This window comes from Pseudoalteromonas umbrosa, assembly GCF_030125375.1.
GTDB lineage: Bacteria > Pseudomonadota > Gammaproteobacteria > Enterobacterales > Alteromonadaceae > Pseudoalteromonas > Pseudoalteromonas umbrosa.
Genome location: NZ_JASJUU010000004.1, coordinates 1 through 15,568, shown reverse-complemented (window position 1 = coordinate 15,568; position 15,568 = coordinate 1). Strand labels below are relative to the sequence as shown.

At 44.8% G+C, this 15,568-nt stretch carries 15 protein-coding genes; all 15 read left to right on the top strand.

Annotated elements, in window-relative coordinates:
• Positions 1 to 8: 8 nt before the first annotated feature.
• Positions 9 to 467: a phage virion morphogenesis protein gene (locus QNM16_RS14900; RefSeq protein ID WP_284021250.1), complete on the top strand. Its 459-nt coding sequence runs from the start codon at positions 9 to 11 to the stop codon at positions 465 to 467.
• A 161-nt stretch (positions 468 to 628) separates the two neighbouring features.
• Positions 629 to 1,600, top strand: a complete 972-nt coding sequence (locus tag QNM16_RS14895; RefSeq protein WP_284021249.1) for a hypothetical protein — start codon at positions 629 to 631, stop codon at positions 1,598 to 1,600.
• A gap of 80 nt (positions 1,601 to 1,680) precedes the next feature.
• Complete coding sequence (locus tag QNM16_RS14890; protein WP_284021248.1) at positions 1,681 to 2,802, top strand: phage protease; 1,122 nt, start codon at positions 1,681 to 1,683, stop codon at positions 2,800 to 2,802.
• Positions 2,802 to 3,710 carry a Mu-like prophage major head subunit gpT family protein gene (locus QNM16_RS14885; RefSeq protein ID WP_284021247.1) on the top strand — a complete coding sequence of 303 codons (909 nt, stop codon included), beginning with the start codon at positions 2,802 to 2,804 and terminating at the stop codon, positions 3,708 to 3,710. Before QNM16_RS14890 ends, QNM16_RS14885 begins: the two co-directional genes overlap by 1 nt.
• A gap of 29 nt (positions 3,711 to 3,739) precedes the next feature.
• Positions 3,740 to 4,207, top strand: a complete 468-nt coding sequence (locus tag QNM16_RS14880) for an HI1506-related protein (protein ID WP_284021246.1) — start codon at positions 3,740 to 3,742, stop codon at positions 4,205 to 4,207.
• Positions 4,208 to 4,209: 2 nt separating this feature from the next.
• Complete coding sequence (locus tag QNM16_RS14875) at positions 4,210 to 4,638, top strand: gp436 family protein (protein WP_284021245.1); 429 nt, start codon at positions 4,210 to 4,212, stop codon at positions 4,636 to 4,638.
• The gene (locus tag QNM16_RS14870; protein ID WP_284021244.1) at positions 4,638 to 5,060 is read left to right on the top strand and encodes a phage tail terminator protein; all 423 of its coding nucleotides are present in this window, start codon (positions 4,638 to 4,640) and stop codon (positions 5,058 to 5,060) included. The genes QNM16_RS14875 and QNM16_RS14870 overlap by 1 nt, the downstream gene beginning before the upstream one ends.
• Positions 5,057 to 5,809: a phage tail tube protein gene (locus tag QNM16_RS14865; RefSeq protein WP_284021243.1), complete on the top strand. Its 753-nt coding sequence runs from the start codon at positions 5,057 to 5,059 to the stop codon at positions 5,807 to 5,809. The genes QNM16_RS14870 and QNM16_RS14865 overlap by 4 nt, the downstream gene beginning before the upstream one ends.
• A gap of 50 nt (positions 5,810 to 5,859) precedes the next feature.
• A complete protein-coding gene (locus tag QNM16_RS14860; RefSeq protein ID WP_284021242.1) occupies positions 5,860 to 9,393 on the top strand; it encodes a tape measure protein in 3,534 nt (1,177 codons plus the stop codon).
• Positions 9,390 to 9,752, top strand: a complete 363-nt coding sequence (locus QNM16_RS14855; protein ID WP_284021241.1) for a hypothetical protein — start codon at positions 9,390 to 9,392, stop codon at positions 9,750 to 9,752. Before QNM16_RS14860 ends, QNM16_RS14855 begins: the two co-directional genes overlap by 4 nt.
• Positions 9,753 to 9,754: 2 nt before the next feature.
• Complete coding sequence (locus tag QNM16_RS14850; RefSeq protein WP_284021240.1) at positions 9,755 to 11,815, top strand: hypothetical protein; 2,061 nt, start codon at positions 9,755 to 9,757, stop codon at positions 11,813 to 11,815.
• Positions 11,815 to 12,783, top strand: a complete 969-nt coding sequence (locus QNM16_RS14845) for a hypothetical protein (protein ID WP_284021239.1) — start codon at positions 11,815 to 11,817, stop codon at positions 12,781 to 12,783. Before QNM16_RS14850 ends, QNM16_RS14845 begins: the two co-directional genes overlap by 1 nt.
• Positions 12,776 to 13,432, top strand: coding sequence for a hypothetical protein (locus QNM16_RS14840; RefSeq protein WP_284021238.1), 657 nt, complete (start codon positions 12,776 to 12,778; stop codon positions 13,430 to 13,432). Before QNM16_RS14845 ends, QNM16_RS14840 begins: the two co-directional genes overlap by 8 nt.
• Positions 13,429 to 15,144, top strand: coding sequence for a hypothetical protein (locus QNM16_RS14835; protein WP_284021237.1), 1,716 nt, complete (start codon positions 13,429 to 13,431; stop codon positions 15,142 to 15,144). The genes QNM16_RS14840 and QNM16_RS14835 overlap by 4 nt, the downstream gene beginning before the upstream one ends.
• Positions 15,137 to 15,361 (top strand): hypothetical protein, encoded by a 225-nt coding sequence (locus QNM16_RS14830; RefSeq protein ID WP_284021236.1) that lies wholly within the window; start codon positions 15,137 to 15,139, stop codon positions 15,359 to 15,361. The genes QNM16_RS14835 and QNM16_RS14830 overlap by 8 nt, the downstream gene beginning before the upstream one ends.
• Positions 15,362 to 15,568: the final 207 nt, after the last annotated feature.

The window sequence follows — 15,568 nt, the reverse complement described above, 5'->3', positions numbered from 1 at the left end:
ATTACAATATGAGCAACACACTTGAAATCCTCACGCACGGAAATGCAGCAAACATCCTGGCAGAGATTGCTGACAAGTTCACAGACCTCAGCGACCCGATGAATGAAATTGCCGCCATTATGGAGGGAGCCAGTGAAGACGCCTTTGCCGAAGAACGCAGCCCAGTGACAGGTGAAGCTTGGCAAGGGCTCAGTGAGAACTATCTCAAGCAAAACCCCAAACGTGTTGGCGGCCAAATGCTGCAAGTCAGTGCAGGCGGTTTAGCGGCCAGCATAGCTGCGGACAGTGGCGACTTTTGGGCTGAGATTGGCAGCAATAAGCCTTATGCCGCTATTCATAACTTTGGAGGTGAGCCGGACATGGCTCCAGGTCCGGCAGCTATTCCACAGCGTCAATACTTGGGGGTGAGTGCAGAGGAAGAACATCAAATCATTGAGGTATTAGCGAGCTTTATCATAGAAAATTAAAAAACGCGCTAAAACGTCCTCTGCGGCGCTAAGCACGTTTACCCGCCGCAATGATATCTTTATTCAGAGAAAACACCGTTAACCCCGTTTCGGAACGTTTCTAAAATATGATTTAATCAAAGGCAATTGCTAAAACTGATTTATTCAAGGAATTTCTATTTATGAGCGAAAACGAATCAAGCATAGAAAAAAAGTGGTATCGACCTTCATTTTCTAAGATTGTGAACGGAGTGATTTTAATCATTCCGTTTATTGCCATCGCAATAACTCTGTATTTCATATATATCTATTCAGAAACATTTAGCCCTATATTTCCAGAATTAGGCGAACAAGCTTCTGATGTTGTCAGGGGGGAATATGGCACATTTGGTGACTTTTTCGGAGGTGTACTAAACCCAAGCCTCTCTTTCCTTACCATTGTAATGTTGGTTTTCTCTTTACTGCTGCAAACTAAAGAACTTAAAGCAACGAGAGAAGAACTAGCACTATCAAGAAAAACTCACGAAGAACAAACAAAAGAATTTACAAAACAAGCTGGTGAAACTAGTCGCTTTCAAACAACGCATCTCGCAAACCTTCAACAGCAAAGTAATATGATGCAAATTCAATCTCGGATAGCTCTTGATGAAGAAAAAGCTAATAGGCAACGTGAATTGGAATTGCAATTGATTCGCATGCTTGGGTATCAAAATACAGCTACGGCAAATTTGCTTAAAAGCACTGGTCTAGAGCCATTATCTGAACACGAAAGGCGCAAAATCACTCGAACTATATTTCAGGGTACTGAAGAGGACGTAGATTTTAATACAAGCTTAAAATTGTTAGCAGTCATGAGAGTAGATGAGATGTACATTCGTCAGGTTAAATTACTCAACGACTTTGCATCGCGAGGGTTAAACCAAATCACTGTGTCGTTTTACTGTGTTGAAGTTATTTCAGAGTTACTTAACGCAAGAGAGCAATTGGGACATTTCTCATTTCATAATTCCGCAGATAAAATGCTGGCGACTCTTGCGGAGTTAGAGTTAAGTATGGGTATTGTAGAAAATGGCACCCCAGAAGCATTGGAATTAATAAGGGTGTTTGCTGATCGATTGCAAGTAAGTTCTTCTAAGAAAGAAACTGAACAATAATTTTACTAACCCAGTTTAAAATACTCTTCTAGCCCAACCCGACATACTGGCACCAAGTTAAATGAAACGTGCCAGTATGTATGAAACCTTACTCCCCAACTTCGATTGGCCTTGCTGTATGTAACCAAACTGCACCGAGCGATTCCAATGTTGGTCTTGCTGTATGTAACCTCTCAGACCAAATCAGTGACACTGGCACAAGCGCGCGTGTGCTTATTATTCCTGATGGCCTGTTCAGTGGTCACGATGGCCGCCCGACCGATGTCGAGTCCGGCCACTGGCTGATGGACGATACCGCTTTTCAATTTTTACAAGCACACGCTCAGCAGCGTCCGAATGATTACTTGTTCGATTATGAACACCAAACCTTAAACAAAGAAAAAAACGGCCAACCTGCCCCCGCTGCGGGATGGTTTAAACCTGGTGCATTGCAATATGTGCAAGGCGAAGGTGTATATGCCGAAAACGTCGATTGGACCGACAAAGCGGCAAGTGCCATCCGTGCAAAAGAATACCGTTTTGTCAGCCCCGTTTTTCTCTACGACACAATCACAGGCCGTGTTCTCAAACTTCTTCATGTTGCCTTGACCAATGACCCTGCAATTTTGGGCATGGATGAGGTAGCGATTTTAAACAGCCAATTCACTCAATTTGGAGTTCCCCCAATGAATGAAGCACAACAGCTACTAAAGGCTTTAGGTGTCACCGTGGACGGTGATGTCACAGAAGCACATATCACCCAAGGCCAAGCGGCCATTGAGAAAATAAAGCAAGAAGCGCAAACAGCACAAGCAGCGCTCACAGCACAGCAAGATAAACAACAAACCGTGGACTTATCAAAGTATGTGCCTATTGAGTCTTACAACGCGCTGCATACGCAATACGTTGCACTCAGTACTCAGCACCAGGTCACCACCGTAGATGCTGAAATTGATAAAGCCAGACAAGACGGCCGCATCATCGAAGCGGAAGTGGGCTACTTCAAAAAACTGGGAGAGCAACAAGGCGTTGCTGCCTTAACCACCATGTTAGAGACGCGCAAACCCATTGCCGCGCTAACAACTCAGCAAACCCAACAAACTCAAAAGCCACCTGAAGACAAAAAGAAAGGTCTGGCAGCCCTGACGGCAGATGACAAATACGCCGCTGACCAACTGGGCATGAGTCATCAAGAATTCGCAGACGCTAAAGAGGAAAAGTAATGGCTATCGTAACTCCCGCACTATTAACCAGCTTACAAGTTGGTTTTAAAAAGAATTTTCAAAGCGGTCTCGAATCGGCTAAACCGCAGTACACACAAATTGCCTCGGTCATACCTTCTACGACAAAAAGTAATACGTATGGCTGGCTGGGCAAATTCCCCTCACTGCAAAAATGGGTAGGTGATAGAACCATCAAAAGCATGAAAGCCCACGCGTATAGCATCGTCAATGAAGACTATGAAGCAACAGTGGGTGTTGATAGGAACGAAATTGAAGACGACGAGCTGGGCATCTATAAACCCATTTTTGAAGAGATGGGCCGAAGTGCTGCTATCCATCCAGATGAAATGGTTTTCCCATTGCTCGCGGCGGGCTTCACGACCTTGTGCTATGACGGGCAAAACTACTTTGATACGGATCACCCAGTTTACCCAAATGTCGACGGTACGGGTACACCTGTCAGTGTCGCAAACATGGCTGAAGATGTAGGTTACGGCGGTGTGCCTTGGTTTGTATTAGACACATCCAAAGCACTACTCCCCGTCATTTTCCAAGTGCGTAAAAAGCCCCAATTTACCAGCATGACCAAAATCGATGACGAAGCCGTTTTCACCAGCAAAACCTTCCGCTATGGCACCGATTGCCGAGATGCAGCTGGCTTCAGTTTTTGGCAATTGGCCTTTGGTAACAAACGCGCTCTGACACCGGATAACCTCTGGGACTCAATCAAAAAAATGCGTGATTTCAAAGCCGATGGCGGCCAAAAACTGGCAATACGCCCAACTACATTGGTAGTCCCGCCAGAACTTGAAGACGTGGCAACCAAAATGCTAGAGCGCGAGTTAGACGCAAACAGCTCGAACGAGTTGAAGGGCCGCCTACACCTGCTTGTCGCTGACTATTTGTAAACCGTGAACTTAACAGGATGGAAAATGAAATGGCTAATAACACTTTGGAATCGCATATTGCAGTCTGTATTACGAGCCCTCAACCGACAGGCTACCGACGCGCAAATATTACCTTGTCTCAAGGGATTAATAACTTGTCCGTCACAAGCGCACAGCTTGAAATACTTAAAACTGATCCACGACTTGCGGTGCAAAAACTTCCGACCCAAGAAAACCCTATTTCGGAATCAGCATTGGGCGCAGGAAATTTACACCCTGTAGATGGTGGCTTTGAAGTCGATTTGGCGGGTGTGCCAGAAGAACTGCACCCATTTGTCGCTGTGATGATTGTTGAGCGCTTTGAAGACAAGCCCACGGTTGAGCAACTTACCATTGATATCAGTGATGACGTAAACGGTGAAAAAATCACAGGCAAGCACAAGCCCACCGCAGCGCAACGTGATGCAGCTTGGAAGTTGTACCAAGCGGCTAAAGCACGTGCTGAGTCGGAGCAGTAAACATGACCTACGCGACGCTAAACGATATGACCAGTCGCTTTGGTGAGCAGGATTTAATCCTGCTTACCCGTAGACAAAGCAGCCCGATTGGTCAGATAGATTTAACGGTGCTTGGACAAGCTCTGGACGATGCGACGTCTGAAATCAACACCTATTTGTCAGGGCGCTATCAGTTGCCCCTGAGTACCCAACCAAAGTCGCTGACACGCATTTGCTGCGATTTGGCGCGGTATTTTTTATCGGGAAACAATGCACCGGAGCACATTGAAACCCGTTACAAAGATGCAGTCAGTTTTTTGCGCGCTGTCAATAAGGGCGATATCAGCTTGGGGCCAGACACCACGGGCAATAAAGCTGAGAAAAATGACGTTGCCATCATCGAGTCTGCGGGCAGTGTTTTTGCACGTAGTAAGTCAACAGGGTTTTTGTGATGTTTGAGTTAACTGACAACCATCTAGCCGCCAGTGACCCGCTTAAACGCGCTCTGCAACATGTCAAAGGCGTATTAAATGTGCAGTACTTGAATGAACTCACTGAGCTGGAGCGTGTACAAGCAACCCCGACCGTGTTTTACCTGTACATGGGAGATGCTATTTCAGACAAAGCAAACGCGGGAGCGTCAATGCAGCTTAAGCAAACATGGCTCGTCGTGCTTGCTGACAGACTCGGCAATGAAGCACACACAGGTCACATTTTAACATCCATTATTCGCGCACTTGCAGGGAAAAAGACAGAGGATATCGGTCCCTGGCAACGCGTGAATACATCCATAAAACCACGGTACACACAAGGCTTTGGGTTTTACCCGCTGGCCTTTACCAGTCAATTCAAAATGAGAGGTAATCACCCATGAGCGACGGCTTATTATTTTCGGGCAATGTCTTTGTCCAGCGACTTGACCCCAACGGGCAACCAACAGGCGGTATTCTTGGTCCTATCAACACTACAAAATTAGCGATAAAAGCAGAAGCGGAAGCCAAGCCGCGCACATCCACCAAAAAGGCCGATTACGGTCAAGCGTTGGATGATGTAAAAATCCCCAAACCCACGACAATCAACTGGGCATTTGACGACCAACCCGCAGAACTGATTGCCATGGTTTTGATGGGGGAAGTGATCACCATTAATGATGCCAGCGGCACCATCACCGACAAACCTTTAACACTACCCGCTGAGCATAAATGGACTGAGATTGGACATAAAAATCTGGCTGAAGCGGGCCTAGTCGTTAAGCAATCGACAACCCCAATTGAGCTTGGCACTGACTTCGAAGTGAATTATGCCCTTGGGCTGATACGCGCTTTACCTGGCGGTGCAGTGGATGCAGGCGGCAGCATCACCGTATCAGCGCAATACAATGCACGCTCTGGCAAGCGCATTAAAGGGGCCGTTAATAGCAATACGCGCTTGAGACTCTTTGGTGAGGGCACCAATTTAGCCAACGGTAAGGACGTGCAATTTGAGGTGTTTGATACCTCAATGTCTCCAAGTAGTGAAATGGATTTGGCATCAACTGATTTTGTTGGTGGAGAGCTTGAAGGCACAGCGAAAGTTGTGCCAGGTAAACCCGCTCCGTTCGTTGTGGATGACATTGCCGCTTAACCCCAAGGGGCTTAAGCCCCTTTCCTACATTTAACTTTCTGAGTAGACCTATGGCTGACAAAACTTTAGAGCTTGCATTACGTATTGTTGCAGAGGCCACAGGCAAGCAACACATTGAACAACTCGTTACTGAACTACGCAACATTGAACAAAGTGCAGATGCGGCAAACCCTGCGGCCCAATCCCTTGGTGATAATCTTGACAACACAACGCAAAGCGCACAACAAACCAGTGTACAAGCAAAGTCACTGGCTGACGTTTTGGAAGAGCTGGGCAGTCAACAAGATTTAATACATAACTTTGAGCGGTCTAAACAAAAATTAGAACAACATGCGACAGCGACCGCCGCCGCGTCACAAGCGCTGGATGAACTAAAACGCGACACACAAAGCACAGAGCCCCCCACAAAAGCGCTAACAAACACCATTGAACAGGCAGAGCGCTCGCTTGCTCAAATGCGTGATGAACTGACGCAGCAAACGACTAAACACGCCGCGCTGCAAGGCGCGCTTAGGCGCTCAGACGTTGACAGCAACAACCTAAAAGCCGCCAAGCGCGACTTAGGTGCACAATTCGATAGAGCGGGTAAATCCGTTGATAAATTCACCCAAGATTTAAAAGAAGGCAATGCCGCGCAACAAGCCCATGCGGTCGGCCTTAGCAATGTCACAGGCCAAATTGCAGCCCTTGCAGCCGCCTATTTTGGCTTGGACAGAGTAAGCCAAGCAGTGTCCAATGTGTTTGCTACTGGCGATAAATTTGAAAAGCTCCAGGTGCAAATGAATGGTCTTATGGGCAGTATTTCACAGGGAGAAGATGCTACCCGCTGGATTGCTGATTTTACAAAAAACACCCCATTGCAATTGGGGGAAGTGAGCCAAGCATTTGTGAAGTTGAAGGCATTTGGCCTCGACCCGATGGACGGCACGCTTCAGGCAATCACTGACAGTGCACTCAAACTCGGTGGTAGTTACGTTGAGGTCGAGGGTATATCACTGGCACTCGGCCAAGCATGGGCAAAACAAAAACTCCAAGGTGAAGAAATTCTACAGCTTGTTGAACGGGGTGTACCAGTTTGGGATATGCTTCAGGATGTCACAGGCAAAAACGTCGAAGAGCTGCAAAAGCTCAGCTCTGAGGGCAAATTAGGCCGCGATGTTATCAAAGGCTTAATTGATGAAATGGGCCGCGCAAGCGCTGGTAGTGCTGCCGCACAAATGTCGCTATTCAGTGGTCAGGTATCCAATGCACGCGACAACCTTGAGCAATTTTACAATATGGTTGCGCAATCAGGGGCCATGGATTGGCTCAAAGGCCAACTGACCGAACTTAACAATGAATTTTCAGCCATGGCTGCGGATGGCCGTTTGCAAGAATGGGCGCAAGCAGTCAGTGATACCATTGTCAACGTCGGAACGGTCATCAAAAACACAATCACCACATTGTATGATTTGCGCGAAGAAATCGGCTTTGTCGCAAAAGCTTGGCTTGCGTTAAAAGTTGGCTCGTATTTCAGCAATGTGGTATCCGGTGCGGCCACTGCGACGCGTGCGTTCGTAGCATATAGAACCGCCATCACATCCGCCACTGTTGCAACAAATGCCGCGACCGCTGCAACCAATCGCTGGAAAAGTGCAGTTGGATTCATTGCCCGAGGTGGACTGTACACACTGTTGATTAATGAATTGATCAATGTCGGCGTTGAATACAACAACCTGTTGACGATTGAACAGCAAGTTGAACAAAGTAGAAATGCTGCGATAAAAACCAACGCTGCATTGGCGTATGAAATCCAGCGCATTAACGAAACAACAGGGATGATGTTTGAAACATTTGAGCAAGCTGAAGCGGCCATAGATAGCGGCATCATCGTGCTTAATGAACTAACGGGCGTATACGAAAAAGCAAATACACAACAAGAGCGCTTAGCACAAGCGACCAAAGACGCGGAGCAAGCAGAGCGTGAGCGCCAAGCCTTTTTAAGCCTCACTATTCCTGAAGCACTTAGGGTTGTTGAGTCATTAGACGCTCAATCAAAAAGCTTGAATGGTGTACGCGATGGCGTGGACGGCTTTTTACAATCGCTCGACTCGGCGCGTACTGCTCTAACCGCTGCGGGAGATGAATACAGCCAGCAAATCACATTACTTGATGAGCTAAAAACTAAGTTTGAGTCACACAATAAAAGCCTAGAACGACAAGCATACTTAGCCAATGATGTTGAAAAAGCCTATGAAAAAATGGGCTTGAAAAGCAGTGCCGCACTCCAAAAAACCGCGACAGAATTGCAAGGCGCGTTTGAGCTTATCCAGCAATACAATGAACCAATCGGCCAACAACAGCTTGCATTCTTAAAATGGGCTGATGCTGCAATTGAAGCCGCTGCAGCGACAAATAAAACCGTGCCCGCCAGCGTTGAAGCTGCCGCCGCAGCGCTGGGGTTAACCACTGAACTTGATAAGTTGATAAACAAAGCCAATGAGTTGGCCCCCGTTGTTGACACCAACAGCGAAGCGGTTAAGCGCTATCAGCGTGAACTCGACGCAACCAAAAAAGCGATTGCGGCAAATCAACAAGTGTTAGCGAGTAGCACTGCGACCGCAGCGCAAAAAGCCCAGGCACAATACGCGCTGATTGTTCAACAACAAAGGTTGGCAGAGCAAACAACCGACTTAAACCGCGTGCAGCAGCTTGAACTTGCCACCATGGGAAAACTCAGAGCAGAGCAATCGCGCATTCATACCGAGTTAGATAACCTCAATAACCAATATCAATCAGGCAAAGTATCGGCGCAACAATATACGGACCAAAAAGCCCGCCTAGAATCTATGCTGAAAGTCGTTAGCCGTTTGCTTGGTGATTTCAAAAACGCACAAGACTCAGCAACGGCCGCAACACAGCGCGGTACACAAGCAACAATAGCAGCAACGCAAGCGGCGCAGTCTCAAATGAAATCATTAAGAGAGCAGCGAAGTGAACTAGAGCGCACAGAAAGAACCTGGTATTCAACTCGCAGTGCATCAAATAGTCGAAGCAATCGCCCGACAGTTGAAACCATTGTGGATTATCAGGAAGGGTTGAAATCACGTGCGTATGAGTTCGATAGCCGAGAAGTTCGCGCCGAACGTGAGCGACGTGCGTATGAACAAGCAGCCGAAGCTGAATACAACAAGTTTAAATCTCAAATAAACAATGCGTCATCAACTAAGTCTCTGTCCGACATATACAAACGACTAACGCAACAGCTAACACGCATTGATGCTGCGAGCAAAAAAGAGCTTTTGACACTCATTAATCAACAACGCGGTGCAATTAAAAACCAGTCAAGCTCAGGGCTTTCTGGTGCATATACACGCCAGCCAACCCCGAATACACAACAACCAAGCACTTACCCCCCTAGCCCAACGAATGGCAGCTTAGAAACTGCCGTGCGACAACTTGTAAACGCACTGCAACAGCAATATAGCAACGCTACAACAGTGAAGCTGCAACTGAGCATACCAGGAGGAGAACAAGCTGAATTTTACGCGCAAATTAAACACCAACTTTTAGACGAACTAGAACAACTTGCGAGAGTGCAATGATAGAACTAAACAACCAACAATATGACCAATTTGTCTGGACAGATGAATTCAATTATCAATCTGTCGCTGAACAAACAGAGCGGGCGCTTAATGGTGCCCAGCATATAGAGAAAACCACTATACCTGTTGGGCGTGCAATCACGCTGTGGAGCCAGCAAGAAAGTTACGACGTATTTAAAGCGCTTTTTGATTTCGCCCAATCTCAGCTCAGTGCTTTTCAAATCACAATTCGTGGGGCAATCCACACTGTCGTTTGGGATCACACACAACAACCCGTCACCGGCACAGAAATCAAACAGTATTCAGATGCTCCGCCTGATGCGTTTGAAAATGTAACTCTAAAATTCAAAACGGTGTGAGTATGCTTAGAAGTGACCTGAAAATTTTTAAACCCGAGCGATTAGGCAACGAGCCGAACGCTGGCGGCCATCGCACAAATAATGCGATTGAATCCGGTAAATTGAATGATGTATTCAGTGCAATAAGCAATGTTGACTATGCATCAAGCGCGCTTGATGTCGTCAAGCTATATCCAACGGTTGCAACTCCAGATGATTCAAGACTATTAGACTCACTGTTGTTTATCAGTGACCAGCCAGAAGATACATTTGTAAACACATTTATTGCTGAGGTTCCCGCCCTCACTGATGATAGCGTGCTCAGTGATATCCAAGACATGCTGAAAACTGCAAAGTACCATGGCACAACTAAAACGACTGATACTGCAAACAATAACATTTTAAGTGTTGAGAACATAAGCAGCTCAATCGCGCCGACTGTGATAAATCGCATAGAGCACTTAAATAAGAGCATTGGAAATGACAGTGTATATCGCACTGCTGTACTGACATCTTATGGTGACATGACCGAAGTCATTCTGAATGTGCCGGATTTTTTATTAGGCCAGCCATATTATTACGGTGTTTATCAGTATTGGGTAGAAGCATGGAATTCGTGGCACCCTGTTAGAGTGTTTTCGAGTCAGTTTAATATTAACAATGGCACAGTCTCAACAACGTTAAATAGTCAAAAAAAACTACTCAAAGGCCAGAGTTTCACATTTTTTTATCTCTCAAGTGATGACTTTCGCTTTCATAACTATCCTGGCGCTTTGACATTATCTGTGGGTGAAAAAGTGCAACCAGGCTATTGTCGAATAAAACGAGCTAGTACAGGAGAGATATTAACTGATGACAGTGAAGGTCGTTTCATATCTGGTGGTTACATCATCGCCACTATTAACTATGAAACGGGAGTGATAACTGAAAATGAATCAATATCATACACAGGAACGCCTGAAGAAGAGCTTCGTGTTTTAGTTGCCAAACAAGAGCAAGTAAGCAGAGTTGCATCTTTTAATATCGAACTATCATCATTTGACCCAGCAAGTTTCTATGTTCGATGTAAAACACCAACAGGTACTGACATAAGTGCTTCAAGTAATGAGAGCGGCGCTATCACTGGCAACAATGTGACTGGCTCAATATCAGGTAGTGGCGAAGTTAATTTGGCATTCAACATTGATATTTTGCCAGGCACTATTTCATATGATGTACATGAGCTTGAACTTGTGAATGTGCCGACACCTCATGGTGGGATTGATTATTCAAAATTACCCAGCGGTGAACAGGCGATTTTTCACGTCGGCGATTTAGTCTGTATTCAAAATCGACAACGAACACAGCACGCGTCACTCACTGAGGGCCAAGTGATTGATGAGAGAGCTGACTCAGACTGGATTGACATTGCGGATGCAAACAATAAATCGCTCTACTCACCAACCAATGCGAACTACAGCTATGACAAAACAACGGGGAAATTAACCGTTCAATCTGGTGTTTCGAGTTTTACGGCTCCATTTATTGTGACATCGATTCAATCGGAATTGAGGCAAATACTCAGTATTAATGGTAATAGTATTAAGCTCTTAACGACGCTTAATAGAACATACACAGCAGGTGCTACCGTTTCTAGCGTATTGCGAATGGGAGATTTGCAAGCGCGCACATCAGATGAACGAACGTTAAGCGCTTGGCAAAACAACTTTGCAGATACAGGTGCATCAGCGTCTAACTCAATAAACACATCTCAATACCCAATAGTGATGAACGGCCAAGGTGCAATTAATCAGAAATGGGCAATAGTATTCTCATCTAGTGACTATCAAGTCTATGGAGAGTTTGTTGGATTAATAATGACAGGCAATACTGGTATAGACTGTATTCCAATCAATCCGCTCACACAGTCACCGTATTTTAATTTATCTAAAGAGGCCATTGGTAGTGGTCTAGGCCCTGGTGAAGCTTTTCTATTCACGACGTACGCGGCCAGTCAGCCGACAATAATGATCCGCTCGATATCGCCAGGACACACAAACATTGAGACGGACAGTTCAACAATCGCATTTCGAGGAAGTATCTAATGCCAAAACCAGTAACCATGTATAGATGGGATGATGAGGGAGCGCCCCAATTTGCAACGGGGAAATACAGCGAAATAATAGCTGTTTTGGATGCGTGCCTACTAACGGGGTATGGTAACAAGCAGCCCCTTGGTTGGACTAAACTTTTCACCGAAACAGCTGCATGTTGTTATCAGAATGCCACTGGAGGGTGTGTCGTATTTAGCTCGAACACGGGCCTAGATGATGAAAAAGGTACATATGTTCAAGCGTGTCAGAGTGCTATAAATAGTACAACGCTTGTACGTGCCGGATGGAAACAGAGCGTAAAAGTTTTTCAAAATAGTAATGTAAACTGGATTGTGATCGGAACTGATACGGCTGTATACGTATTTTTTGGTTATGTCTCAAAATACGACATAACGACAACGCGATATGCAGCGACATTTTTTATTGGAAATTTGTCTAATGCTATGGAATCAGACCAAGGCAAATTTATCGCTGTTTGCTCATTCATAAATCACGATTTTTCAATGGAAACATCAACAAATCCGCAGCATGGCTACGGCCGTAACATAGAGCATATAAATGACACACAGCAAAGTAATCAGAACGGTGTAAAAATACATGATACTGATAACGAAAACAGCAGTGCACTCTACTATGCATATGCGCCATTTTTACCCGCAAAAACAAACTCTAATAACCTTTACAGTCAAATATCAAACTCTTTAATTGCTATTTCACTGATTGTTAATGACCCCGATACAGAGACAGATCGGAATGGTGAATCTGTAATCGCAAGTCAAACACGGCCAGCGTGTCGCGGAACGTTGCCAGGGCTTTACAGCACGTTATGTGGACATAGAGGGGATGCGTTGTGGCCTGCCTTCGTTATATATGAAAATGCAAAATATATGATTCTACGAACGACTGAGCCACGCAGAGCGCCACAAGTGATACTAAATACAGAGGTGTGGAATGACTAACTTATTTATAGGTAATGTCGAGCCTGACGGCTACATTTCGGGGGATAAGTTTTATGAATTCCCAGATGCTAAAACATCATTGCCTATTGCTGTCACTGAATTCAAGTTATACACGGCAAAACCTGTCGGAGGCACATCAATCAGGTTCAGATTACTAGAGACAATGAACGATGGTTCTATTCGTGCAAATAGTGAATACCCCGATGGAGCTTGGACTGAAAGGGATTATATTCCTGGCTCTGGTGTTACACATGTCCAAATCTACTATGGACATGAAACAGATACAGCAACAGGTTTAATGTTTATTGAAGCACCGCCGCGCATTGTTACTGCTCACGGCGTTGTTTCGAGTATAACTGTAAGCGGCAATAAACCAGCATTTTCGTCAAAATTAGAAATTGACGTTGATAGCAATGCTGAACGCGTCATGTTGTTTGACAGATTATCTGGAGAGTTAAAACATAATCTTTTGATGAAAAACAATGCAGTTGCATCATCGCAAGATAGTCATTCAGTTACAGTTATATTGCCGCTGAACTACTCTCAGTCACAATCACTAACATGCGTTGTTGTCGATGATAATTTGGAGTATTCAGGCGCTATCATGGACGGTGTACAGTGTGAAATATCAGATCTAACTCAACGATGACAGCTTTAAAACTACGTTTTGAAAATAGATATTCTAGAGAAGCTGCATTATCGCCGATTAAGATCCGTTTTGTTTATGAGCAACAACAGCAACAGATCGCGAACTTTTACGATTGTGGCTGGCAAGAATTGAAGTGTATAGAACAAACAAATGAACTGTACTCAGATAAAAGTCACAACGTTTCAAAATCGTTCAATGTCGTTATGACTAATAGCATCGATGTCATACGTCGTGACAGCACTCAATTTTTGAGAACTGCTTCGGTTGAATGCCCAAGTTTTTTATTCACATACACAAATGCGAAACACAAAATAAAGTATCAAAGTGTCAAATACTCTATTCATAAATACACTGAACAACATATTGACGTCAGCTGCACTGTATCAAACAGCACGAGTCAGTATATTTTCGCAGCATCATCTACTGAACAACTGATAAGTAAATTATCGAGTTGCACATGGTCATTGGCACACAATACAAATAGCAACTGTATTTTAATGTATGGCCCCAGAAAACCAATTTATGTTTGCAGATTTTCAGACCACCCCAGAAATGGATACGTAAAGATGTCGTTTAGAGATAAACGTTCAACAGGTTCTGTAACGCTACGCTTTTCAAATCCAGGACTATTTTGCTATTGGACATTACATGGCGGCGTTGTGCGTTCAGATGATGATATACCAACACTCGACAGAAAAATTCCTGTCGAACCACAAATTCAAAGTAGCTACATCATGACCCCGACTATTAAATGTTGTCGAATTAATGACAATCTCGACATTGCGATTACATCATTCTCATACAGTTTTGCAAGAGGGCAATTTGCGGCGAGTGGCAGCGTGCGTTTTTCATCACGCATAGATATGGAGCGAGCAATCGGACAAACGCTGTTAATTACAATCAACGGGTATGAGTTTGTCATGCTGTGTGAACAACCAAGCACAAGCCTCAAGTTTGCCAATAAGTCATATAGTGCGAATTTGCGTAGTCGGTTTGCTGAGCTTTCAGCGCCTTATGTTAGAGAGAACAACTATACAAACAAAGTGACAAAAACCCTTGAAGGGCTAATAACAGACGCACTCGCAAACTCGGGCTGGACGGTACAAAGTCAGTTAATAGATTATCCGGTACCAGCAAACACGTTTAGCTATCAAGGTTTAACGCCAGCCGCTGCAATCTTGCAAGTAGCAAAAAGTGTTGGCGCTATTCTGGTTTTTGATGATAAAGCTAAAAAAGTGAATGTACTTCCAGAGTGGCCAGTTAATCCCTGGGATGTATCTAACGCAACATGTGATGTGATCATCAATGACTCACTCATTCTGGAGCACTCAACACGGAGAACAATTAGCCCTGAGTACACGGCCATATTTGTTCGAGGTGAACAATCAGGCGTTTCGTGCAAAGTAAAACGCGCAGGCAGCGCTGGGGACGATATCGCACCGGATGTTGTAGACAGTCTGATCACAGATGTACAAGCCGCAAGACAAAGAGGAACGTGCGAACTAGCACGCACTGGCAATAAGCAAGTAAACCAAATCAAAACAAAACTACTGCCAAACCTGCCACCGTTTAAACCAGGAATGCTCGTTGGTATTAGATACACTGATTCACTGTATAAAGCGACATGTGAAAGCGTCTCTATAAGCGCGTCAATAACCGGACAAGGTGCAATTACAATTAGCCAGTCTATTGAGGTGATATCTAATGTCTAATACGTTACAGCGTCTTACTGGCGTGCTGACCAAATCACATAAGACCATCGTTAAAGTAGTCAGTGTGAATGCAAATGGCACAACATTAGTTAAGTTTAATGATGGAAGTGAAAGTGTTGTGCTGGGTGATAGTGTGCAAAGCGGAAGTGCATATATAGAAAATGGCAGAATTATTGGTCCAGCTCCTGACCTACCATTTACGGAAATTGAGGTTTAAAAAGTGAAATGGCGTTTCATTATTTAAAAAATCCATTTTTCGCAGTTTTCGCACAATTCACGCTAAGTTTTCGCGCGCGGCATCAGTTTCTCTTATTTGGCGCTTTTGGTGCGCTACGCAGTAGAATGTCCTACTTTCACATGGGAAAGACTCGCCGTCCGCCCCACACACTATCATCGGCGCTATCGTGCAAAAGGTTAGCGACAG